The sequence below is a fragment of the Gemmatimonas sp. genome, assembly GCF_031426495.1.
Classification (GTDB): Bacteria; Gemmatimonadota; Gemmatimonadetes; order Gemmatimonadales; family Gemmatimonadaceae; genus Gemmatimonas.
Genome location: NZ_JANPLK010000027.1, coordinates 11,507 through 33,647, shown reverse-complemented (window position 1 = coordinate 33,647; position 22,141 = coordinate 11,507). Strand labels below are relative to the sequence as shown.

General features: G+C 64.9%; 18 protein-coding genes. 15 read left to right on the top strand and 3 right to left on the bottom strand.

Features of this window, described 5'->3' with window-relative positions; genetic code table 11:
- Window positions 1-20 precede the first annotated feature (20 nt).
- The 7 genes from mtnA to RMP10_RS07635 all read left to right on the top strand — a co-directional run bounded on the left by mtnA (window position 21) and on the right by RMP10_RS07635 (window position 9,595).
- Window positions 21-1,031 (top strand): S-methyl-5-thioribose-1-phosphate isomerase, encoded by a 1,011-nt coding sequence (gene mtnA / locus RMP10_RS07665; RefSeq protein ID WP_310569768.1) that lies wholly within the window; start codon window positions 21-23, stop codon window positions 1,029-1,031.
- A 7-nt stretch (window positions 1,032-1,038) separates the two neighbouring features.
- Window positions 1,039-2,520, top strand: a complete 1,482-nt coding sequence (gene glpK / locus RMP10_RS07660; protein ID WP_310569767.1) for a glycerol kinase GlpK — start codon at window positions 1,039-1,041, stop codon at window positions 2,518-2,520.
- A gap of 90 nt (window positions 2,521-2,610) precedes the next feature.
- Entirely contained in the window at window positions 2,611-3,066 is a 456-nt protein-coding gene (locus RMP10_RS07655; RefSeq protein ID WP_310569766.1) for a cytochrome c maturation protein CcmE, read from the top strand.
- A 33-nt stretch (window positions 3,067-3,099) separates the two neighbouring features.
- Entirely contained in the window at window positions 3,100-5,136 is a 2,037-nt protein-coding gene (locus tag RMP10_RS07650; RefSeq protein ID WP_309670934.1) for a heme lyase CcmF/NrfE family subunit, read from the top strand.
- Window positions 5,133-5,786 carry a cytochrome c-type biogenesis protein CcmH gene (locus RMP10_RS07645; protein WP_309670933.1) on the top strand — a complete coding sequence of 218 codons (654 nt, stop codon included), beginning with the start codon at window positions 5,133-5,135 and terminating at the stop codon, window positions 5,784-5,786. Before RMP10_RS07650 ends, RMP10_RS07645 begins: the two co-directional genes overlap by 4 nt.
- On the top strand, window positions 5,786-6,394 hold the full coding sequence (locus tag RMP10_RS07640; protein WP_310569765.1) for a zinc ribbon domain-containing protein: 609 nt from the start codon (window positions 5,786-5,788) through the stop codon (window positions 6,392-6,394). The genes RMP10_RS07645 and RMP10_RS07640 overlap by 1 nt, the downstream gene beginning before the upstream one ends.
- Before the next feature lie 240 nt (window positions 6,395-6,634).
- Window positions 6,635-9,595, top strand: coding sequence for a DNA/RNA non-specific endonuclease (locus tag RMP10_RS07635; RefSeq protein ID WP_310569764.1), 2,961 nt, complete (start codon window positions 6,635-6,637; stop codon window positions 9,593-9,595).
- On the opposite strand, the gene RMP10_RS07630 is transcribed toward RMP10_RS07635, so the two are convergent.
- Genes RMP10_RS07630 through RMP10_RS07620 form a run of 3 tightly spaced genes read right to left on the bottom strand, consistent with a single transcriptional unit; the run spans window position 9,561 to window position 12,886 of the window.
- Window positions 9,561-10,382 (bottom strand): A/G-specific adenine glycosylase, encoded by an 822-nt coding sequence (locus tag RMP10_RS07630; protein ID WP_310569763.1) that lies wholly within the window; start codon window positions 10,380-10,382, stop codon window positions 9,561-9,563. The two genes, RMP10_RS07635 and RMP10_RS07630, sit on opposite strands and share 35 nt — an antisense overlap.
- 52 nt (window positions 10,383-10,434) lie before the next feature.
- Window positions 10,435-12,138 (bottom strand): hypothetical protein, encoded by a 1,704-nt coding sequence (locus tag RMP10_RS07625; RefSeq protein WP_310569762.1) that lies wholly within the window; start codon window positions 12,136-12,138, stop codon window positions 10,435-10,437.
- Window positions 12,131-12,886, bottom strand: a complete 756-nt coding sequence (locus tag RMP10_RS07620; RefSeq protein ID WP_310569761.1) for an ABC transporter ATP-binding protein — start codon at window positions 12,884-12,886, stop codon at window positions 12,131-12,133. Before RMP10_RS07620 ends, RMP10_RS07625 begins: the two co-directional genes overlap by 8 nt.
- Window positions 12,887-13,030: 144 nt before the next feature.
- Between RMP10_RS07620 and uvrA the strand changes: the two genes are divergently transcribed.
- From uvrA to RMP10_RS07580, 8 genes are all read left to right on the top strand, one after another.
- The gene (uvrA, locus tag RMP10_RS07615; RefSeq protein WP_310569760.1) at window positions 13,031-15,943 is read left to right on the top strand and encodes an excinuclease ABC subunit UvrA; all 2,913 of its coding nucleotides are present in this window, start codon (window positions 13,031-13,033) and stop codon (window positions 15,941-15,943) included.
- 260 nt (window positions 15,944-16,203) lie between these two features.
- On the top strand, window positions 16,204-16,857 hold the full coding sequence (locus RMP10_RS07610; RefSeq protein WP_310569759.1) for a PEP-CTERM sorting domain-containing protein: 654 nt from the start codon (window positions 16,204-16,206) through the stop codon (window positions 16,855-16,857).
- Window positions 16,858-16,958: 101 nt separating this feature from the next.
- Window positions 16,959-17,627 (top strand): L-serine ammonia-lyase, iron-sulfur-dependent subunit beta, encoded by a 669-nt coding sequence (gene sdaAB / locus RMP10_RS07605; RefSeq protein ID WP_310569758.1) that lies wholly within the window; start codon window positions 16,959-16,961, stop codon window positions 17,625-17,627.
- On the top strand, window positions 17,627-18,511 hold the full coding sequence (gene sdaAA / locus RMP10_RS07600) for an L-serine ammonia-lyase, iron-sulfur-dependent, subunit alpha (protein WP_310569757.1): 885 nt from the start codon (window positions 17,627-17,629) through the stop codon (window positions 18,509-18,511). The genes sdaAB and sdaAA overlap by 1 nt, the downstream gene beginning before the upstream one ends.
- The gene (locus RMP10_RS07595) at window positions 18,504-19,451 is read left to right on the top strand and encodes a hypothetical protein (RefSeq protein WP_310569756.1); all 948 of its coding nucleotides are present in this window, start codon (window positions 18,504-18,506) and stop codon (window positions 19,449-19,451) included. Before sdaAA ends, RMP10_RS07595 begins: the two co-directional genes overlap by 8 nt.
- A 135-nt stretch (window positions 19,452-19,586) precedes the next feature.
- Complete coding sequence (locus RMP10_RS07590) at window positions 19,587-19,991, top strand: YbjN domain-containing protein (protein WP_309672263.1); 405 nt, start codon at window positions 19,587-19,589, stop codon at window positions 19,989-19,991.
- Window positions 19,992-19,994: 3 nt separating this feature from the next.
- A complete protein-coding gene (locus tag RMP10_RS07585) occupies window positions 19,995-20,924 on the top strand; it encodes a PspA/IM30 family protein (protein WP_310569755.1) in 930 nt (309 codons plus the stop codon).
- A 103-nt stretch (window positions 20,925-21,027) separates the two neighbouring features.
- Window positions 21,028-22,119: a DUF1611 domain-containing protein gene (locus RMP10_RS07580; protein ID WP_310569754.1), complete on the top strand. Its 1,092-nt coding sequence runs from the start codon at window positions 21,028-21,030 to the stop codon at window positions 22,117-22,119.
- The last annotated feature ends 22 nt before the right edge of the window (window positions 22,120-22,141 follow it).

Here is a 22,141-nt window from a genome sequence, read left to right as displayed (position 1 = left end):
CGGCCTGCTACGTTTGGCCCGTGCTCCCCCTCCTCGCTGTCGGATGGTCCCCCGACCATCGCGCGCTCCGCATTCTTGATCAACGGCACCTCCCCGGCGCCGAGGTGATCCGGGACCTTGTCACGCTCGATGAGGTGATCGATGCCATTCGCACTCTGGCCGTTCGCGGCGCGCCCGCCATCGGCGTCGCGGCCGCGATCGGGCTGGTGGTCGCCCTCGAGCAGGAAAGCGAAGGGCGGGGTCGGCGCGCCCGGGAGGTGCTGGCGGGCTACGCGGAGCGGCTCATCGCGGCGCGCCCCACGGCGGTGAATCTGTCGTGGGCCGTGAATCGCCTGCTGGCGGTGGCCGGTGGCGCGTCCGACGATGGATTGTTGGGCGCACTGCGGGCCGACGCCGAGGCGATTCGCGCTGAGGATGTGGCCATGTGCGACGCCATCGGCCGGTTCGGTCTCGAGCTCATTCCGGACGGTGCGCGGGTGCTCACCCACTGCAACGCCGGCTCGTTGGCGACCGCTGGTATCGGTACCGCGTTGGCACCGGTGCATCTGGCCCACGGGCAAGGCCGTCGAGTGCACGTGTACGCCGACGAAACGCGCCCGCTGCGTCAGGGGGCCCGACTGACTGCGTGGGAGTTGCAGCGGGCTGGCATTCCCGTCACCGTGCTGCCCGACGGCGCCGCGGCGTCGTTGCTGCGCAGCGGCGCGGTCGATCTGGTGATCGTGGGCGCCGACCGAATTACGGCCAATGGCGATGTCGCCAACAAGGTCGGCACATACGGCGTAGCGCTGGCCGCGCGGGCGCATGGTATTCCGTTTTACGTGGCGGCACCCTGGAGCACCATCGATCCGGCCACCGCTATCGGCGCCGACATTGAGATCGAACATCGTCACGCTGACGAACTCGGCGACCTTCCCGTCGGCGCTCGGGTATGGAACCCGGCCTTCGACGTCACGCCGCGCGACCTCATCAGCGGTTACCTCACTGATCGCGGCTTCGTGAAGCCGCCCTTTTCCGGAGCTACCGGCGTATGAGCTGCGTATGACGTGCGTACTCGCCATCGATCAAGGCACGACGGGCACGACCTGCCTCGTGATAGGAAAAAACGGACGGATTCTTGGACGCGCGTACCGTGAAATCACGCAGCACTACCCGCAGCCGGGGTGGGTGGAACACGACGCCCACGAGATACTCGATCGTACCGTCGCGGCCGCCCGTGAAGCGATCGCCGATGCCGGCGTCGATCCGATTGCCATCGGGATCACGAATCAGCGCGAGACGATCGTGGTGTGGGAGCGGGCCACCGGGCGCGCGGTCCATCGCGCCATTGTGTGGCAGGATCGTCGCACAGCCGATCGCTGTCTCGAACTGGCGCCGCAGGCGGCGATGATCGCCGAGAAGACCGGTCTGGTCACCGACCCGTATTTCAGCGGCACGAAGCTCGAATGGCTGCTGCACCAGCCGGGTATGCGGGACCGGGCCGCCCGAGGCGAACTGGCAGCCGGCACCATCGACAGTTGGCTGGTGTGGCATCTCACCGGCGGCGCGTCGCATGTGACCGACCATACGAATGCGTCGCGCACGATGCTGTACGATCTCGGTACGCATGCCTGGTCGCCCGAGTTGTGCGCCCTGTTCGGCGTGCCGGCCGACATGCTGCCGCGCATCGTGTCCTCGAGCGGGTTGATCGGCACCGCCGTAGCCTCCGTGCTCGGCCACGAGATCCCGATCATGGGTATCGCTGGCGATCAGCAGGCGGCGCTGTTCGGTCAGGGCGGTTGGCACACGGGCAGCGGCAAGAACACGTACGGGACGGGTGCCTTCCTGCTGCTCAACACCGGCGCGGTGCGTCCGCAGAGCTCGACCGGCTTGCTGACCACGATTGCCTGTGATGAACGCGGGGCCCCGGTTTACGCGCTCGAGGCGTCGATCTTCATCGCCGGGGCGGCGGTGCAGTGGCTGCGCGACGGACTGGGCATCATCGCCCACAGCAGCGAGACGGAAGGGCTGGCGCGTTCGCTCGTGAGCAACGACGGCGTGTATTTCGTGCCAGCGCTGGTCGGTCTCGGTGCTCCCGACTGGGAGCCGAACGCCCGCGGCACGATTGTCGGCCTCACGCGCGGCACCACGCGGGCGCACTTCGCCCGCGCCGCGCTCGAAGCCATGGCCTACGCCACCAACGATGTCCTGGGTGACATGCGTACACAGGGTGGCGTCCCGTTCGATCGCTTGCGGGTGGACGGCGGCGCCACCGCGAACGACTGGCTCATGCAGTTTCAGGCCGACGTGCTTGGGGTGCCGGTAGAGCGTCCCGACATCGTGGAGACCACGGCGATGGGCGCGGCGGGTTTGGCTGGTTTGGCGGCGGGGCTTTGGGCGAACGGGGATGAATTTCTGGCCGGGCGTCATTTCACACGGTTCATCCCTACCGGTGACCCGACGGCCACGGCCGGATATGCCGGATGGCGGCGGGCGGTGCGTGGTGCGCTGAGCTGGGCCCGTGACACCGATCGGGCACTCTGAAGTTCTCGAGATCGTTTGCTGCGTAGCTGCCGCACGACCGTCCCGCAGCTATCTTCTACGAACACCATCCGGACGACGAGGACGGGTCCCGTGAAAGCTCGAAATAAATTTCTGTTTGGCGGCGTGCTGGTGCTTGGCACCGCCGGCTATCTGATGGCCAGCTCGATCGACGAGACGGCCACCTACTATCTGACGCCGGCTGAGCTCGCGAGCAAAGTGTCGGACAATCCGCGCTTCGTGAAGAACGGTGTGAAAGTCGGTGCTCGCGTCGTCAGCGGCACGATCGTTCGTGAGGCGTCAGGACGGTCGGTCACCTTCAAGATGACCGACGGCACCAAAACGTACGACGTGGAGCACACCGGCCTCGTGCCCGACACGTTTACCGATGGGGTCGATGTGGTGGTCGAAGGCCGACTCGATACCAACGGCACGTTCCAGTCCACGATCCTGCTGGCCAAGTGCGCGTCGCGCTACGAGAACGCTCCCGAGAAGTACAAGGACACGCCCGGCTACAAGCAGGGCACGTCGGCAACCCCTCGCGCGTAACTGACGCGCGCCTGCGCGTAAGCGCGAGGCCCCATGATTCTCGTTGGTGAATTGTCGCTCTGGGTCGCTCTATTAATGGCGGCCTGGACGACTACCGTGTCGTTCTCCGGGGGCCTGCAGGGGCGCCCTGACCTTGTGAAGAGCGGTGAGCGGGCGCTGTACGCAACGTTCGGGTTCACGTTGCTCGCGTCCATCGGGTTGTGGACCGCCCTCTTCCTGCACGACTTCTCGATCAAGTTCGTTGCCTCGTATACGAGCTCGAACCTCCCGAAGATCTATACCTTCACGGCCTTCTGGGCCGGGCAGTCCGGGTCCATGCTGTTCTGGGCCTTGATTCTGACCACGTATTCGGCGATCGCGGTCTTTTCGAATCGCAAGACGAATCGTGCCATGATGCCGTACGTCACCGGGACACTGGGCATCATCTGCCTGTTCTTCCTGATGACGATGTGTTTCGGCGCCAATCCGTATGAGCGCCTCGACTGGATCCCGCCCGAAGGTCGCGGCATGAATCCGCAGCTGCAGAATCCGGGCATGGCGATCCATCCGCCGATGCTCTACCTGGGGCTCGTCGGTACCGCGATTCCATTCGCCTTCGCGATCGGCGCGCTGGTCACCCGCAAGCTCGATACGCAGTGGCTGGGCGCCGTTCGCCGCTGGGCCTTGCTCTCGTGGTTCTTCCTGACCATCGGCATCGTGCTGGGCATGTGGTGGGCGTACGTGGAACTCGGTTGGGCCGGCTACTGGGCCTGGGATGCCGTCGAGAATTCGTCGTTCCTGCCATGGCTCACGATTACGGCGTTCCTGCACAGCATCATGATCCAGGAAAAGCGCGGCATGCTGCGCAAGTGGAACGTGACGCTGGTGGCAATGTCGTTCCTGCTCACGATCCTCGGCACGTTCATCACGCGCAGCGGCATCATCGAGAGCGTGCACGCCTTTGCGCAGTCGCCCGTCGGTGACTGGTTTCTCGGCTTCCTCATTGTCGCGGCGGTGAGCACGGCGTATCTCGTGTCCACGCGTCTGAACGACCTGCAGGCGAACGCGGAGCTCGAGAGCATGGTGAGCCGCGAGGCAGCGTTCCTGTACAACAACCTCGTGTTGGTGGGCATCTGCTTCGCCACGCTCTGGGGCGTGCTCTTCCCGATCCTCAGCGAGTGGGTGAAGGGCGACAAGATCACCGTCGGTCCGCCGTTCTTCAACGCGGTCAATGGTCCGCTCGGTTTGCTGCTGCTCGCGCTCACCGGCATCGGCCCGCTGATCGCGTGGCGCCGCGCCTCCACGTCGAATCTCAAGCGGCAGTTCACCTGGCCCGTCATCTCCGGTGTGGTCACGTTCGCGGTGTTGTTCGCGATGGGCATGCGCCAGATGTATGCCCTGGTGTCGTACCTGTTGGCCGGCTTCGTGTTCGGCACGATCATCCAGGAATTCGTCAAGGGCATCGGCGCGCGTCGCCGGATGTACGGCGAAGGACTGTTCGGCGCCTCCATGCGCCTGGTCGGCCGAAACCGTCGCCGCTACGGTGGCTACATCGTGCACTTCGGCGTGGTCATTCTGTTCTGCGCCTTCGCCGGGCTGATGTTCAAGAAGGACCTGACGGCGACGCTCAAGGCTGGTGAGTCGGTCAAGGCGAAAGACGCCTACGGCAGCGAGTGGGTATTCACGAGTCAGGGCATCTCCTCGTTCGAGCAACTCAATCGTCGCGTGGTCGCCGCATCGTTCAACGTCACGCGCGACGGCAAGAATATGGGCATCCTGTCCAGCGAAAAGCGTCAGCACGTGAATGCGGCCGGCGAGCCTACGTTCGAGCCATCAACGGAAGTCGGCATTCTCGAGTCGCCGAAGCAGGACGTGTATCTCGTCTTTACCGGCGCGGTCGATCGCGAAACGGCGGCGATTCACATCAACTTCAATCCGTTGGTGTGGTGGGTGTGGTTCGGCGGCATCATCATGGCGTTCGGCGGCTTGATCGTGATGTGGCCGCAGGCGGTACGCGCGGAGCGTGAAGGTGGCTACGTGGCTGAGTTGCCGTCGGAGTCGACCATGGCATTGGTCGGAGCGGGGGCGTGAGCACGGCGCGTGACTTGTCGGTCGCTACACGTCGCGTCTTTCTCTCCCACGCGGGGTCGGTGGCTGTCGTCGCGGCCGGATCGCTGTTGCTGGCCCGCACGGCGTGGGCGCAGGACGCCGCGACGCCGCAGGCCGCCACCGCGCCCGGCGGCGAGGAGATGACGTCCGATTCGTACAAGCCCGTCGTGCGCCCCGCCAAGCCAAATGCTGTGAAGCAGATGGACGAGAAGCAGCTCGAAGCGTTCGAGCGCAACCTCGCCTGTCCGTGTCCGTGCACGCTCGACATCTACACGTGCCGCACGACCGACTTCAATTGTGGCATCTCGCCGGCGGTGCACGGCGATATTCAGCGGCTCGTGGAAGGCGGCTACAACGCCGACGAGATCATGGCTGCCATGACGCAGACCTACGGGGATTTCATCCTCATGCAGCCGCGGAAGCAGGGGTTCAACCTGCTGGCCTGGTTCGCGCCGTTTGCCGCAATGGCGCTGGGCGCGGTGGCGATTGGCGCCCTGCTGCGTGGCTGGCGTCGGAATGCCGATGTAGCGGCGGCCAAGCGTGCCGCCGAGCCGGTGACAATCGACACGTCGATCGATGCCACGCCCGATGAATTGGCGCGCCTTCAGGCCGCCCTGCGGGAGGAGCGCTGATGACGCTGGTTGCGATGCCGGAAGCCGCCGTGCCGTTGGTCTTGGGGACGGTGCTGGCGCTTGGCGCGCTCTCATTGGTGCTCTCGCCGCTGTTGAGCGGTGAGGCGGAAGTACGGGCGGACGATGAGAAGAAAGCCGCGACGGAAGCGGCACGCGTGAAGGCCGCGCGGGCCAAGCGGTCGGGTCGGGAAGAAGAGCAGCTGGACGGCGCTGTGGCCGCGCTGCGCGAGATCGAGTTCGATCGCGAAACCGGCAAGCTCTCGGACAGCGACTATGCCGAGCTCAAGACGCGGTATACGCGCGAGGCGTTGGCGGAACTGCGCGCGTCGGATGTCCGTGAAGCAACGGCAGCCGGCGGTCTGGCGGTGGCGGCGATGGCGGCGGTCAGCTCGGCCGACGCTGCCGACCCTGTAGAGGCGGCGATTCGTCGGGCGCGCCAGAATCAGCGCTCCTGCGGCGTCTGCGGGCCACGGCCGGAGCCCGACGCGACGTACTGCTCGAGCTGCGGGCGTTACCTGCCTGGGTCATGCGGAAAGTGCGGCACTAGCGTGGAGCTGGTGGGATCGCGATTCTGCAGCGGTTGTGGTGATCAGCTCGCGGCGGCCTGAATCACGGCGGGTGGCACCGTGCGTTCCGGGAGCGGAATAGAGCGTCACAAATATCACGGATGGGGCATATTTCATGCGATGGGTCCTGCTGGTAAGCTCTTGTTTCGCAAACGTTTGACGGTAACAACGGCGTGACGGGTAACATCACCGTCACGCCGTCTTTTTATTCCTTTCCGTCGAGCTGTTGCATCGCTACCATATGGCTCTACCTCTACACTCGCACTTCTGCTCCGGTACCACATGAGCTCTGGCCTCTCCCGCGCCGCGCTTTTCGCGCTGGCATTCTTGGCGTCGGCGTGTTCGAGCGCTGACGTCGTAACTCCCGATGCGGCGACGCCCTCGGCGCCGCGCTTCGCCGTCACGTCGACGCGACCCTCGGTCGTGATCAGCCAGGTTTATGGTGGCGGTGGTAACTCAGGATCGGTGTACCGAAACGATTTCATCGAGTTGCACAACACCGGCACGTCCCCGGTAAGCGTCGCGGGATGGAGTGTGCAGTATTCAGCGCTCACTGGAACGACGTGGCAGGCGACCGCGCTGACGGGTACGATCCCGGCCGGCGGCTTCTACCTCGTGCAGCAATCTCAGGGCGCTGGCGGAAGCGTGAATCTGCCCACGCCGAACGCGACGGGCACCATTCAGATGGGCGGCGGCGGCGGCAAGGTCATTCTTTCCTCAACCACGGCCGTGCAGTCAGGCGGATGTCCTGATGGCGCCGAAGTCGTGGATCGCGTCGGCTATGGTGTCTCCAGCTGCCCAGCGAGCGACAATACCGCCGCCCTCTCGAACACCACCGCCGCGCTCCGCGCCGCCAGCGGCTGTGCGTGGACGCGGAACAACGCCGTCGACTTCACCACGGGCGCTGCCGCGCCTCGGAACGGGGCGACCACCCCGGTGCTCTGCGGGGCCGGTCCCGTCGTTGGCCCGATCGCAACGATCGTGGTGACGCCGACGACCGCGTCCGTCCCGATCGCGGGCACGCGTGCGTTCACCGTTGTCGCGACCGACGCCAATAATCTCGTCGTGGCTAACCCCACGATCACGTGGACCACGAGCGCGCCGCTGGTCGCCAGCGTCAGCACGACCGGCGTGGCCACGGCGCTCGACATCGGCACCACGACCATCACCGCCATTGCGGCCAACGGCGTCGCCGGCACGGCCACGATGACCGTGACCGAAGCGGCGTCATTGCCGTCCGTGCGCATCAGTGAAATCCACTACGACAATGCCGGTACCGACGTCGGCGAAGCGATCGAGATCGAAGCGCCGGCTGGAACCAACCTTACCGGCTGGCAGCTGCTGCTGTACAACGGCAACGGCGGCACGGTCTACAACACGCGCTTGCTAAGCGGCGTCGTGGCATCCACCTGCACCGGTCGTGGCGTACTGTACTTCGAGTATCCGACCGACGGCATTCAGAACGGCGCCCCCGATGGTGTTGCCCTCGTGAATGCGCAGGGCACCGTGGTGGAATTCCTGTCGTACGAAGGTGCCTTCACGGCCACCGACGGACCGGCGGCCGGTATCCCGTCCATCGACCTCATCGCCAAGGAAGATCCGGCACCCGGTGTCGGCAACTCGTTGCAGCGCTCACTCGCCAATACGTGGAGCGTTGCCCTGGAGAACTTCGGTGGCTGCAACGGACGCACCCCCGGTGTGCTGCGCACGGCCTTCACCTTTTCTGGTCGTGTCCCGGCCGACCCGGCACTCCCGGTCGGCTTCCAGGATCAGATCTTCGCGAGTGCGTCGCGACTTGGCGTCGCCGTTCCCGGCGCCATCACGTGGAGCAGCGATACCCCCGCCATCGCCAGCATCGATGCGAACGGAGTGATCACCGGCCTCGCCGTCGGCAACGCGGTGCTTCGCGCCACCACGGCCGACGGACTCTCGAGCGGTACGTACACGCTGCCCATCGACGTGGCGACGGCGGGCAACACCGCCGCCTACGGCAACAACACCGAGTTCGGCACGCCGGTCGACGGCACGCCAGCCGATGACTTCATCATCGACCGCCCGCAGTTCACCGTGTCCTACAGCAAGTCACGCAACACACCGAACTGGGTCGCGTACAATCTCGAGGCGACGCACATCGGTTCGTTCGACCGCTGCGATTGCTTCACGTACGATCCGGCGTTGCCGGCCGACTACCCGCGCTACACCACGGCCGACTACACCGGCGCCGGCGCCATTGCCGGCTATGGCATCGATCGCGGCCACCTGGCGCGCTCGTTCGACCGTACCACCGGCTCGCTCGACAACGCGCGCACCTTCTACTTCAGCAACATCGTGCCGCAGGCCGCCGACAATAATCAGGGTCCGTGGGCAGCGCTGGAGAACGAGCTCGGCGCACGCGCGCAGAGCAGCAACAAGGAAGTGTTCATCGTGACCGGCGTGGCCGGCAACAAGGGCACGGTCAAGAACGAAGGCAAGATCGTGATCCCCGAGTACGTCTGGAAGGTCGCGGTGATCCTGCCGCGCAATCAGGGCATCGCCAATGTCACGTCGCTCGACGCCGCCGAGATCGTGGCCGTGGTCATGCCAAACGTGGCGGGTATTCGCAACGTCCCGTGGGCGACGTACAAGACCACAGTCGATTCCGTCGAGGCGCTGAGTGGCTACGATCTGCTCAGCCTCCTGCGCAACGACCTCGAGATCGCGTTCGAGAGCAACACCAAGCCGCCGGTCGCGGCGGTGGACGGCCCGTTCAACTCCATCGAAGACGAATCCGTGGCCATGTCGGCGTCGGCGTCCACCGACCCCGACGGAGACGCGCTCACCTACGCCTGGAGCTTTGGCGACGGCGCGACGGCCATTGGCGTGAACACGTCGCATGTGTACACCACGTCAGGCGTGTTCACGGTGCGTCTGATCGCGACCGACATTCGCGGGCTCGCCGACACGGTGACGACCACCGCGACGGTGCTCTCACCAGCGCAGGCGCTTGACGCCACGGCCAGCATGGTCGATGCGCTCGGCGGCACCGGCCGAGTAAACAAGGGCGTGTTGAACTCGCTGAATGCGAAGCTCAATGCGGCCGCCAATTCGATTCGCCGTGGCAACGAAACCGCGGCGATGAATCAGCTCGAAGCGCTGATCAACGAGCTCGACGCGCTCGTGCGCAGCCGCGGTCTCACGGAGCTGCAGGTCGCGCCGATCCGCACCATGCTCAACCGCGTGATCCGCTCCCTGTCGATTTCGTAGTCGGCGTCACTGCAGGTTTCTTTGCACCAACACTGCGCCGCTTGCCCTTCAGGGTAAGCGGCGCAGTCGCGTTGAGCACCTCGCGTTCGGCCGCCTGCAGTATCGGATAGGTCGCGCAGCCCGCCTTCACCGGGCACATGCCGCAACGTGGCACCCGCGCCGTGCACACCAGCGCGCCCAACTCCATCAGCGCTTGATTGTGCGTCCACGTGGTCTTGCCCGTGCGCGGCAACAGCTGCTCGGCGATGAGCCACAGCTGCTTCAGCCCCGGACCGGATTTCGGATGGAGGTGCGGCGCGAACACGCGGTGCAGCACGCGGGCCACGTTCGTGTCCACCAATGCCGCACGCTTCTCGTACGCGAACGAGGCGACCGCGCCGGCGGTGTAGGCACCGACGCCCGGCAACTCGCGCAGTGCAAGCGGTTCGCTCGGAATCACGCCGTCCTGCTCGGTCGTGACATGCTTCGCCAGGGCGTGCAGGTTCCGGGCGCGGGCGTAATACCCCAGCCCTTCCCACGCCTCCATGACCTTCTTCGGTCGCGCATCCGCGAGCGAATACAGATCGGGAAACCGGTCGAGAAAGCGACGATAGAAATCGATGACCCGTGATACCTGCGTCTGCTGAAGCATCAGCTCCGAGACCAGAATGCGGTAGGGATCCCGCGTCTGCCGCCAAGGTAGGTCGCGCGAGTGCTGCTTGAACCAGGCGTGCAGGCGACGGCGAAAGGCCGTGGCCGCATTGGGCGCGATCGTTGGGCCGTTCGGAGCAGGGTGTCGTGTAGCCATCGGGCAAGAACCTAGTGGCTGGACCCCTCAAAGAACAAAGAGGGCCGCGAGGCTACGCCCGTTCAGTGGCGTCCAGCCGCCGCCGTGCCATCATCAGCGGCGCCGCCGTCGCCACGATGCAAGCCGTGGCCGCGACGGCGAACGGCAGCAGCATATCCGTCGGCGTTTGTGCCCAGCCGAAGTGCTCGGCCACCACGAATCGCGCGGCCGGACGACCGGTGAGATACGCCACGGCACCGATCAGCACGATCGCCGTCATCATGAACAGCAGTCCGCCGAAGGACGTCGGGATCTGCGCCGCGTTTTCGGTGTCGAACTGCGGATAGAACGTGCCGTAGCTCAGTGCCAATGCCGTGAGCGGAAACACCAGCGCGGTGATCGCCGTCAGCGACACGATGTGCACGAAGGTCCGGACGCCGAGCATCAGGTTCGTGCATCCGACCAGCACCAGGGCCAGCATCAGCAGCGGCACCGCGCCCACCCAGAACTTCGCCCAGAGCAGATCTGACATGCGCAGGGGGCTCGAACGCAGGAGCCAGAGCGCGCGTCCTTCGAGACTGACACTCGGAAAGACGAACCGGGCCGCGATCGACGCGAGGACGAAGCCGGCCAAGGCGAGATTCAGGAACGGGATCACGTTGCGCAGCAATTCGGTCATGCCGGCACCCGACAGCGGCAGGTATCTCACATTCGCGACGTACACCACCAGCAATACGGCGAGCATGACCAGCTGTGACCATTGCGTGCTGTCACGCATGAACACGCGCAGTTCCTTCAGTACGAGCTCTCGCCGCGTAGTGCCGAGGAACGACAGCATCCGGTCAAGCAACGGACGCCCGATCCGTTGCTTGGCGCGCGAATTCGCCCCTTCCTGCGCCATGCTGTACGCGCGATGCCATCCGCGACCGTGCAGCAGCTGGCCCACTACAATCAGCAGTGTCGCGACGCCCCACAGGCGCAGCATGGGCGACCACACACTGCGGCCATCGAGGAACTTCACGATGGATTCGGCCACCCACTCACTTGGCAGCCACGGCGACGACGGCGTTTCCAGCGCGGCAATGAACTGCACGAAGTTTTGAAAGCCCTCAGGGCGCGCCAGCTGCTCGGGACGGGCGGCGCGGAACATCAGCACCAGTCCGCACACAGCCATCGCCGTGATCACACTGAGCAGGTCGCGCGTGCGACGCGCCGGGAACACGTTCACCAATAGCAGTGTGACGGTTGATCCCGCGGCGGCGGGGATCATCAGGAACGGCACGAGCACGGCGATCGCGAAGAGCACGAACGACGCGTTCGCCTTGTAGGCGACGCCGTACGCGGCCACGAGCGGAATCAACAGCAGCGCCACCATCCAGCTCGAGTGGAGCGCCGTTTCCAGCAAGCGCGCGCGATACAACGCCCCGGCGCGAATCGGCGCGGCCGCGAGTTGATCGAGATCACGGGCGAGAAAGAAGTTCGAGAGTGCCGCGATCGTGTTCGACAGCAAGAGAATCGAGCCGAAGGACAACAGAATCATCGACAGCAGCTTCGCGGCCAGCAGTGCGCCGATGTCCTCGGCGCTGCGGAAGTAGCGCAGCAGCTTGAGGGAAATCGCGAACGCGGCCAGCCAGAAGAGCGCGCCCAACGTGGCTACCACCAGCAGGCGGCGAATGTCGCCCTTCTCGTGGCGCCGCATGCGGTGTCGCGCCATCTGCCATTTGGGCGCCAGCAGTTGCCACGCCGTGGTCCTGGGCAGCGCGGCCGCCTCAGGCATCCAGCACCTCCATCAGCTCGCGCGCCACATGATCGCCGGTGAGGCGCAGAAAGATGTCTTCGAGCGCGTCGTCATCGCCCGACGTTCGCCGCAGCTCGTCCATCGTGCCGCACGCCACCAGGTCGCCACGCTGCATGATCCCGATGCGATCACACATTCCCTCGGCGATTTCCAGGGTGTGGGTGGACATCATGACCGTGTGTCCACGGCGGGTGTATTCGCGAAACAGGTCCTTCAGAATCTTGGATGATTTCGGGTCGAGTCCGACCATCGGTTCGTCCACGACGATCACGGCCGGTCGGTGCACGAACGCGCTGGCGATGATCAGCTTCTGACGCATGCCGTGGCTGTAGCTCTCCACCAGCTCGTCACGCCACGCCTCGAGGTCGAACAGCGCCAGCAACTCCTGGCCGCGCTTCTCGACGTCCGGGCCTTGCTCGCCGTACAGGCCCGCGCTGAATCGCAGGAACTCGATGCCGGTGAGCTTTTCGTAGATGAACGGCCGGTCGGGAATGAATCCCAGCGCCTTTTTCGCCGACAGCGGGTCGACCCGCAAGTCGTGTCCGGCGATCCGGACCGAGCCGGCCGTCGGCTGCAGGATGCCGGCGATCATGCGCATGGTGGTCGTCTTGCCCGCGCCGTTCGGTCCCAGAAACCCGAACAGCTCGCCGGAAGGCACCACCAAATCCAGGGAGCGCACGGCCGTGAACGACCCGTAGCGCTTGCAGAGCGAACTGATCTCGATCATGCCCGCAGGACGACCAAGCGGCACCCCGACGCAACTTCTTCGCGCCAATGCGCGTTCCGGACCGGGGGAGCGTTTCGGCACTGGCCCTGATTCGCACGCGGCCGGGGTTGTCTTGCCCGTGCGGTCCCCGCACCTTCAACGACTATGCCCGAACCGGTCCGTCCGTCCGATGCCCTCGTGGTGCGTGGTGCCCGCGAGCACAATCTCCGCAACATCAGCGTCACGATCCCACGCGACAAGTTGACGGTCGTGACCGGCCTGTCCGGCTCGGGGAAGTCGTCGCTTGCCTTCGATACGATCTATGCCGAAGGGCAGCGACGCTACGTCGAGTCACTCTCGGCATACGCGAGGCAGTTCCTGGGGCTGATGGAAAAGCCCGATGTCGACGCCATCGAGGGCCTGTCGCCGGCTATTTCGATCGAGCAGAAATCGGCCGGTCACAACCCGCGTTCAACCGTGGGCACGGTCACCGAAGTGTACGACTATCTGCGCCTGCTCTACGCGCGCACCGGCACGCCGCATTGCCCGAACTGCGGTCGCGCCGTACAGCGGCAGAGCCCGACGCAGATCGCCGAAATGGTGCTGGCTTGGCCCGAAGGCACGCGCCTCGAAATCCGCGCGCCGCTAGTGCAAGAGCGAAAGGGCGAGTTCAAGGATCTCTTCGAAAGTGCGCGCAAGCAGGGCTTCGTGCGCGCGGTCGTGGACGGTGAACTCATCGAGCTCGCTGATCCGCCAAAGCTGAACCGGCGTCTGAATCACTCCGTGTCGGTGGTGGTCGATCGCCTGGTTGTGCGCACCGAAGATCGTGGTCGCATCACCGACTCGGTGGAAACGGCCCTGCGACTGGCCGAAGGTCTCGCCGAAGTCGTGCGCTACGATGGATCGGAGCCGGTCACCGAGATGTTCTCGGAGCGCTACGGCTGCGCCGCCTGCGGCATCTCCATGCCGGAACTCGAGCCGCGTCACTTCTCGTTCAACTCGCCGTTCGGCGCCTGCGAGATGTGCAGCGGGCTCGGCACCACGCGCACGGTGAGCGAAGATCTCATTCTGGGCGATCCGAGCATCTCGATTCTCGAGGGCGTCGTACTCCCCTGGGGAGAGCCCGACGGATACATGCGGAAGGTGATTCTCCCCGGACTTGCCAAGCAGTTGGGCTTCGACCTCAACAAGCCGTGGGGACAGATTCCGGCCAAGGTGCGTCAGCAGCTATTGCACGGTGTCGGTGACGCGCCGCCGCGCGCGCGCAAGGCGGTCAAGAAGGCGGTGAAGGGTGCAGCCGCCAAGACGGCTGCGAAGACCGCGGCGAAGACGGCTGCGGAGAGCACATGGGAAGGCATCGTCGCGCATGTGCAGCGTCGCTATGACGAGAGCAGCTCTGACGGCGTGCGCCTCGATCTCGAGTCATTCATGGTGGCCGGACCGTGCCCGGCCTGCGAAGGCCGACGGCTGCGCCCGCAGTCACTGGCCGTGACGGTGCACGGTCTGAATATCGGACAGGTCGTCGAACGCAGTGTGGTCGATTCGCTGGCGTTCTTCGAAACCGTGCCCGTGCGCAGCGCCGGGCATCCGGGACTCGATCCCGGTATTGCCGGTCCGATTCTCAAGGAAGTCCGCGAGCGGCTGCGCTTTCTGGTGGATGTTGGTCTCGACTATCTCACACTCAATCGCAGCGCCGAGTCGCTGTCGGGCGGAGAAGCACAGCGCATCCGGCTTGCCACGCAGATCGGGTCGCGCCTCGTCGGCGTGCTGTACATCCTCGACGAGCCCAGCATCGGCTTGCATCAGCGCGACAACGGCCGTTTGCTCTCCACCCTCAAGCAGCTGCGCGATCTCGGCAACACGGTCATCGTCGTCGAACACGACGAGGAAACGATCCGTGATGCCGATTACCTGATCGATCTCGGTCCCGGCGCCGGCAAGCACGGCGGCGAAGTGATCGCCGCGGGATCGGTGCAGGACGTGATCGATACACCGGCATCGATCACGGGGCAGTACCTGCGCGGCACGCGCCGCATCGAAGTGCCGCTGCAGCGCCGGCCGCGCGATGTGGCGCGTATGCTCACCGTGCAGGGGGCGCGCGAGCACAACCTGCGCGATGTCACCGCGGAGTTCCCGCTGGGTCTGTTCGTCGCGGTCACCGGCGTGTCCGGGTCGGGCAAGTCCACGCTCGTCACCGATATTCTGCAGCGCACGCTGTCGCGTCACTTCTTCCGGGCGCGCGTGCTGCCGGGTGCACACACGCGCATTACGGGCTTGGAGCATCTCGACAAGATCATCGACATCGACCAAAGCCCGATCGGTCGCACGCCACGTTCGAATCCGGCCACCTATACCGGCATCTTCACGCCGGTGCGTGAACTCTTCGCTGAACTGCCCGAATCAAAAATTCGCGGCTACGGACCCGGTCGCTTCTCGTTCAACGTGAAGGGCGGGCGCTGCGAAAGCTGTCAGGGCGACGGACTGGTGAAGATCGAAATGCACTTCCTCCCCGATGTGTTTGTGCCCTGCGATGTCTGCAAAGGCAAACGCTTCAATCGCGAGACCATGGAAGTGCACTTCCGAGGGCGCAGCATCGCCGAGATTCTCGATCTCACGGTCGAGGAGGCGTGCACGGTGTTCGAAAATCAGCCGCGGATCCTGCAGAAGCTCGAAACACTCCGCGACGTTGGCCTGGGGTACATCCACCTTGGACAGAGCGCGACCACGCTGTCCGGTGGAGAAGCACAGCGCGTGAAGCTGGCCACGGAGCTGTCCAAGCGTGATACCGGACGCACGCTGTACATCCTCGACGAGCCGACTACCGGTCTGCATTTCGAAGACGTGCGCGTGCTGCTGGGTGTGCTGCATAAGCTGGTCGAACGCGGAAACACGGTGTTGGTGATCGAGCACAATCTCGATGTGATCAAGACCGCCGATTGGATCGTCGATCTGGGACCAGAAGGTGGCGTGCGCGGCGGTACGATTGTGGCTCAGGGCACGCCGGAAGAGGTCGCCCGTGTGAAAGAGAGTCACACGGGTCGGTATCTGGCGCCGATGCTGTCAAGCACTGCTGAGTAAGCGCTGGCGGCGTTGCACCAGCAGTCACGAGGCTGCATCGCAGTTTGCGAATAGCTGTACCTGAAACTTCTTGCGAAGAATTGTCGGCGCCGAGTGTGACACGAACGCGTGCGATCACCGTGCGATATGTCACCGAGTCAAGCGGGCAGGACAACGTTTCACGATATGGTGGATGGGGCACGCCTATTGCTCTAGTGTGGTTGACGTCGCGATTACGCACTGCAGTCGAGCAGTCACTTCCAACCGAGAGAGCAATCCAAATGCAACTCACATCCCTCGTTCGTTCATTGCACCGTCTTGCCGCCGCGACGCTGTTTGTCGCCGGTAGCGCGGCGAGCGTGAGCGCGCAGGTCCCCACGGCCGTTGATTTCCTCGGAAACAATAGCATTGTCACGGTGCGCTTTGTTGGCTCCGAGGCCGCAGATCGCAGCACTTTGGCCTACCAGATCGGCGCTATCGGCAGTTTTAGCGCAGGCGGTACGTGGACAGATCTGTTCACCAATAACGGTGCAGGCGCCTCGGCTCCCGGCACGCAGATCCAGATCGGGAACGTCTCCTCAGGGCAAAACGTGTTCTTTCGTTTAACCAACACCACGCAGGGCGTAGGGCCGAACTTTACCAACTACAGGTTCTTCAGCGGCCCCGCATCGCGGAATCCTGACAACGCGCTCCACATGGCTGTTTCGGCCGGCTCCGGCTTGGCAGCATCAGGCGGAGGAACATTCACGACAGCCTTCAGCTTCGAGGACCGCTCGGCTACCATCGTGCCGATCGCAGACTTCGACTACAACGACCTGCGCTTTGAGATCGCGAACGTATCCACGGTCGTCCCGGAGCCCAGCACGTACATCCTCATGGCGTCGGGCCTTGCCGGTCTCGGCATGATGGCACGCCGTCGTCGCAACAACGCGTAATCGCGCGCTGTAAGACGCACGGCAAAAAAGCAGGCGTCCGGCGAGTATCGCCGGGCGCCTGCTTTCTGTTGTACGGCACCGACGGCAAGTACATTCCACAGATGGTCTCTCTCCTCGATATCATCGGTCCTGTCATGGTCGGGCCGAGCAGTTCACACACGGCCGGTGCCTGCCGCCTGGGGCTGCTCGCCCGGTGTCTGGTTGGCGGCACGCCCGAAAAGGCGCACATCGAATTGCACGGGTCTTTCGCCCGAACCGGCGAAGGGCACGGCACCGACAAGGCGATCGTGGGCGGCCTCATGGGCTTTCGCCCCGACGACGAACGCTTGCGTACGGCGCTCGACATCATGGAGCGCGAAGGACTCGCCTATGCATTCGAGAAAACGTCGCTCGGTGATGACGCGCACCCCAACACCGTGCGCATCACGCTCGACCGCGGCGACCGCACGGCGCAGATGGTCGGCGCTTCACTTGGCGCCGGACGCATCATGGTCACCGAGATCGATGGCTATCCGGTAGAGATTCCCGGCAACCTGCACACTATCGTCCTCGTGGCCGAGGATGTGAAAGGATCTGTGGCCCGTATCGCCGGCATTCTCGCCGACGCGAACTGCAACATTGCCACGCTCAAGCTCTCGAGAAAAGAGCGCGGCGGGGATGCCTTCATGGTGATCGAGGTCGACGAGCAGCCCGATGAGTCGGTGCGTGATGCCATCCGTGCGCTAGGCTGGGTCAAGTGGGCGTTCCGTCTCGACAAGGTGAGTGCCTGATGTATCGAGCACTGGCTGATGCCATTCGTGACGCAGAGGCGCGCGGGGTCACGCTCTCGCAGGTCGCCCTCGAGGCGGAAGCGAAAGATCAAGGGCGCACGGTGGAGAGCATCCGCGATGCGCTGCGGCGCGCGCTGGTGGTGATGCGCGAAGCGGTCGACCGCGGCATGATCGGTGATCTCAAGTCGTCCTCGGGGCTGGTCGGTGGTGATGCCGCCAAGCTGCGCACCGGTCCCGATGGTCCCCTGGCCAACACCCCGTTCCGCGACGTGCTCGCGCGCGCCATTGCGGTGCAGGAAGTGAACGCCGCGATGGGTGTGATTGTCGCGGCACCCACTGCCGGTGGTGCCGGTGTTCTGCCGGCGGTGCTCACCGGCATCGCGAAGGCGCGTGGCATCGACGACGAACGCGTCATCGATGCGCTGGCGACCGCCGGACTGATCGGCGCCGTCGTGGCCGAACGCGCCTCGCTGTCCGGCGCCGAAGGTGGTTGTCAGGCCGAGACGGGTGCTGCGGCGGGCATGGCTGCAGGAGCAGCCGTGGAGATGCTGGGTGGTTCGCCGCGACAGGTCGGACACGCCACCGCCCTCGCGCAGCAGGGCACGCTTGGTTTGGTATGTGACCCGCTCGGCGGACTCGTGGAACTGCCGTGCGTGTTCCGCAACGCGACGGGTGCGGCGATTGCGATGGCGGCCATCGAAATGGCCATGGCTGGCATCGAGTTCGCCATTCCGGCTGACGAAGTCATTGACACGATGGGCGAAATCGGCGCGAACATGGATGTGCGCTACCGCGAAACCGCCGGCGGCGGACTCGCCGCGACGCCAACCGGTCGTCGCTTGGCGAAAGAACGTCTGTACGAGATCAAGCGCGCCGGTGCCTGAGCGAGCGCGTGCGCTGCTGCTCGTGCTCTCGCTGCTGTCGGCGTGCTCGAGTGGCAAGGGCGACAGTAGTGCGGAGAAGCCGAAGCGCGACCGCTGGACCGTGCCGGGAGAGCCGTCGCTCCGCGATCTGGTGCGCACGGGCATGTTGGGCGACGCACGACTCACGGAAGCGTCTGGCGTCGTGGCGAGTGTCACCGAGCCGGGTGTGTTCTGGTCGCAGAATGACCGCGGCAACGCGGCCACACTGTACGCGTATGATTCGGCGGGCGTGCCGTTGGGCACTGTGCGCGTGCGCGGCGCCGACAATACCGACTGGGAAGCGATCGCCATCGGTCCGTGCGCCAGCGGATCATGTGTGTATATCGGTGACGTGGGTGACAACTATGCTGCGCGTGCCGAGGTGCGCGTATGGCGCGTTTCCGTGCCGGTCACGAGCGCGAGCGAAACCGAATCCCCTGCGTCACTGCGCATCGTGTATCCCGGTGGCGCGCGCGATGTCGAAGCGATGTGGGTCGCGCCTGATACCAGCATCTGGTTCGCCACCAAGCGCCCGAATGCCGACGACAGCGGGGGCTTGCGCCCGTCGCAGCTGTACCGCGTGTCGGCCGCGGCGTGGTCAGGAAAGGCCATCGCGACGGCTCACCTGATGGATTCGCTGCCGATCGTGCCGGGCACGTCGGTGTCGCGCGATTGGGTCACCGACGCCTCGCTTTCTGGCGTCATGCCTAATGGTCGCCGTCTGGTCGCGATTCTCACGTACGGCTCGGTGTACGTGTTCGACGCCGACCCGGTGACCGGTCGACCGGGTGCTCAGGTGGCCCGCTGCGCCGTTCCACCGGGCGAGCGGAATGCCGAGGGCATCACCTGGCTTACCGATGGCCGGCTCATGCTCGTGAACGAGGGACGCGGCGCCAAGCTCTATCGCGGACGCTGTCCCTGAGCCATTCGCCGACGTCCGGTCTGCCGTTCAGATGATGCGACGGCCATACTTCGGCGGTACAATTCGACACACCCGACGAAACGATTTGGCGGGCACCGCCGTACAGACCGATATCCGAACCTCAAGGAATCGAACATGGTCACGCGAGAAGATATCGAGGCATTCCTCGATCGACTGAGTGCAGACGGCGCCTCCCATCAGGAACTGGAGCCGGGGTTATGGCTCGTGCGCCCCAGCGGCGCGCTGGAATTCGATGTGGTGGTCACGCACAATCCGCCCGTGGTGTTGCTCCGGGTGAAGGTGATGCCACTCCCGGCGGAGGCCGCCGATCAGGCAGCGCTCAACCGGCGCCTGCTCGAGCTCAATGCCAGCGACTTGCTGCACGGCTCCTACGGCATCGATCAGGACAACGTCGTGCTCACCGAGGCTCTCGAACTCGCGCATCTCGATTTCGAGGAATTCCTCGCGTCGTACGAGAGCATGACTCTTTCGCTCACATCACATCTTCGTGAGCTGGCCGCCTTCCGCGAGGCTCGCTGAACCATGGGTATCTTCGACCGTCTCTCGACTCTCATCAAGTCGAATCTGAATGAGCTCATTTCCTCGGCGGAAAACCCCGAGAAGATGCTCAATCAGATCATCGTCGACATGCGTAACCAGCTGGCCAAGGCCAAGCAGCAGGTTGCCGCGTCCATCGCCGATGAGAAGCGCCTGAAGGATCAGGCCGATGCGGAATTCAAGCTGGCCGATGAATGGGAGCGTCGCGCCATGCTCGCCGTGCAGGAGGGACGCGACGACCTGGCGAAGCAGGCGCTGCTTCGCGGGCAGGAGCATCTCGAGCACGGCCAGCAGCTCGCCAGCACGTGGGAGACGCACCGCATGGAAACGGAGAAGCTCAAGCAGTCCCTCCGTGACCTGAACGACAAGATCGAAGAAGCGAAGCGCAAGAAGAATCTGCTGCTCGCCCGTCAGCGTCGGGCCGAGGCGCAGGCGCGCATCTCGCAAACGATGTCCGGTCTTTCCGACAATTCGGCCTTCGATGCGTTCAATCGCATGGAAGAGAAGATCACGGCCAACGAACGGCAGCTGCAGGCGGCGCAGGAGATCGACGAGGAGTTCAGCGGCGATCGTCTGGCCGGCGAGTTCAAGCAGCTCGAGCGGGCGTCGGGCGGCGTAAACGCCGATCAGCAGTTGCTGCAGCTCAAGCAGCGCATGGGCATGCTGGGTGCCGGTGCGCCGGCCGCCTCGCGTCAGCTGGCCGCGGGAGCCACCGAGGCGGCGTCCGCCGCCGCGCCGGCTCAGTTGGCTGCCGGACCCGACGCCGCCGCGACCGCCGCCGCTGCTGCGGCGGCGGCCGCGCAAGCCGCTGCCGCCCAAGCTGCGGCGGCGGCTGCCGCCGAACAGGCCAAAACGGGTGAAGCGGAGTTGATCGCGGAAATCGAACGGCTCGGCGGTATTCAGCCGAGATCGTGATTCACGGGGTCGCGACTCAGCTGTAGATTTCCGGAATCCCTTCCGGTCGCCAACGGCGGCTCCCTTCCAAGGGCCGCCGTCGGCGTATTCGCCCCTCCGCATCATGGCTCTGTCGCGTCGCTTTCTGATCCTCGCCGAAGGTAGCTTCGGCCCGCTCAGCTCCAAGACGGCCAACGCTTGCATCCGGTATGTGCCGGATGAGGTAGCGGCTGTTCTCGACAGTGGGACCGCCGGCCGCAGGGCGCAGGATGTGCTCGGTTTTGGCGGCAACATTCCCGTCGTTGCCACGCTCGCGGAGGGCATGACGCACAAGCCTACGGCGTTGCTGATCGGTATCGCACCGGCGGGCGGGCAGTTTCCTGATGCGTGGCGCTCCATCGTGTGCGACGCACTGCGCGCCGGTCTCGATGTCTGGAGCGGCCTGCACACCATGCTTGGTGACGACCGGGAGTTCGGTGCACTGGCCGCCGCTTCCGGCGCGACCATTCGCGACCTGCGGCGGACGCCGTCGGGGCTCGACGTGGCGTCAGGACGCGTTCGCGATCTCGAGGCGACGATCGTGCTCACGGTTGGAACCGACTGCAACATCGGGAAGATGACGGCGCAGCTCCAAGTGCAATCGTCCGTACGGCAACTCGGCCATCGCGTGAATTTCGCAGCGACGGGACAGACCGGGATTCTGGTGGAAGGGCGCGGCATCGCGGTGGATGCCGTGGTCGCCGATTTCATCGCCGGGGCTGCCGAATCGCTCACGATCGAGGCGGCAGATGGGGCGGATATCGTGTTGGTGGAAGGGCAGGGATCGCTCATTCATCCCGCGTACTCCGGTGTCACCCTCGGGCTCATGCATGGGGCCTTGCCACACGCCATGGTGCTCTGTGCGCAGCCATCACGGACTACGATTCACCGGAATCCCTGGGTGCAGATCCCGTCGCTCAGTGAAATGATCCGCTTGTACGAATCGGCGATGGAACCGCTTCGACCATCGCCGGTGATCGCGATTGCGCTCAACACGTTCGATCTCGACGACCGCGAAGCACGCAACGTGATCGAGCGCGTGCGATCTGAGACTGGCCTGCCCACCACCGATCCGGTGCGCTACGAACCACTCGTGATCGCCGAAGCCATTTCCGCGTTTCACGTGGAGCGCGTGGCGGAACGCAATGTTTTGACCCGGCCGGCAACGATTGGGTGACACACGATGGGCGGCACGGTCA

Coding starts and splice junctions, on each gene's coding strand:
- glpK (WP_310569767.1), top strand. CDS start 1,039: ATGACGTGCGTACTCGCCATCGATCAAGGCACGACGGGCACGACCTGC.
- RMP10_RS07650 (WP_309670934.1), top strand. CDS start 3,100: ATGATTCTCGTTGGTGAATTGTCGCTCTGGGTCGCTCTATTAATGGCG.
- RMP10_RS07640 (WP_310569765.1), top strand. CDS start 5,786: ATGACGCTGGTTGCGATGCCGGAAGCCGCCGTGCCGTTGGTCTTGGGG.
- RMP10_RS07635 (WP_310569764.1), top strand. CDS start 6,635: ATGAGCTCTGGCCTCTCCCGCGCCGCGCTTTTCGCGCTGGCATTCTTG.
- RMP10_RS07630 (WP_310569763.1), bottom strand. CDS start 10,382: ATGGCTACACGACACCCTGCTCCGAACGGCCCAACGATCGCGCCCAAT.
- RMP10_RS07625 (WP_310569762.1), bottom strand. CDS start 12,138: ATGCCTGAGGCGGCCGCGCTGCCCAGGACCACGGCGTGGCAACTGCTG.
- RMP10_RS07620 (WP_310569761.1), bottom strand. CDS start 12,886: ATGATCGAGATCAGTTCGCTCTGCAAGCGCTACGGGTCGTTCACGGCC.
- uvrA (WP_310569760.1), top strand. CDS start 13,031: ATGCCCGAACCGGTCCGTCCGTCCGATGCCCTCGTGGTGCGTGGTGCC.
- RMP10_RS07610 (WP_310569759.1), top strand. CDS start 16,204: ATGCAACTCACATCCCTCGTTCGTTCATTGCACCGTCTTGCCGCCGCG.
- sdaAB (WP_310569758.1), top strand. CDS start 16,959: ATGGTCTCTCTCCTCGATATCATCGGTCCTGTCATGGTCGGGCCGAGC.
- sdaAA (WP_310569757.1), top strand. CDS start 17,627: ATGTATCGAGCACTGGCTGATGCCATTCGTGACGCAGAGGCGCGCGGG.
- RMP10_RS07590 (WP_309672263.1), top strand. CDS start 19,587: ATGGTCACGCGAGAAGATATCGAGGCATTCCTCGATCGACTGAGTGCA.
- RMP10_RS07585 (WP_310569755.1), top strand. CDS start 19,995: ATGGGTATCTTCGACCGTCTCTCGACTCTCATCAAGTCGAATCTGAAT.
- RMP10_RS07580 (WP_310569754.1), top strand. CDS start 21,028: ATGGCTCTGTCGCGTCGCTTTCTGATCCTCGCCGAAGGTAGCTTCGGC.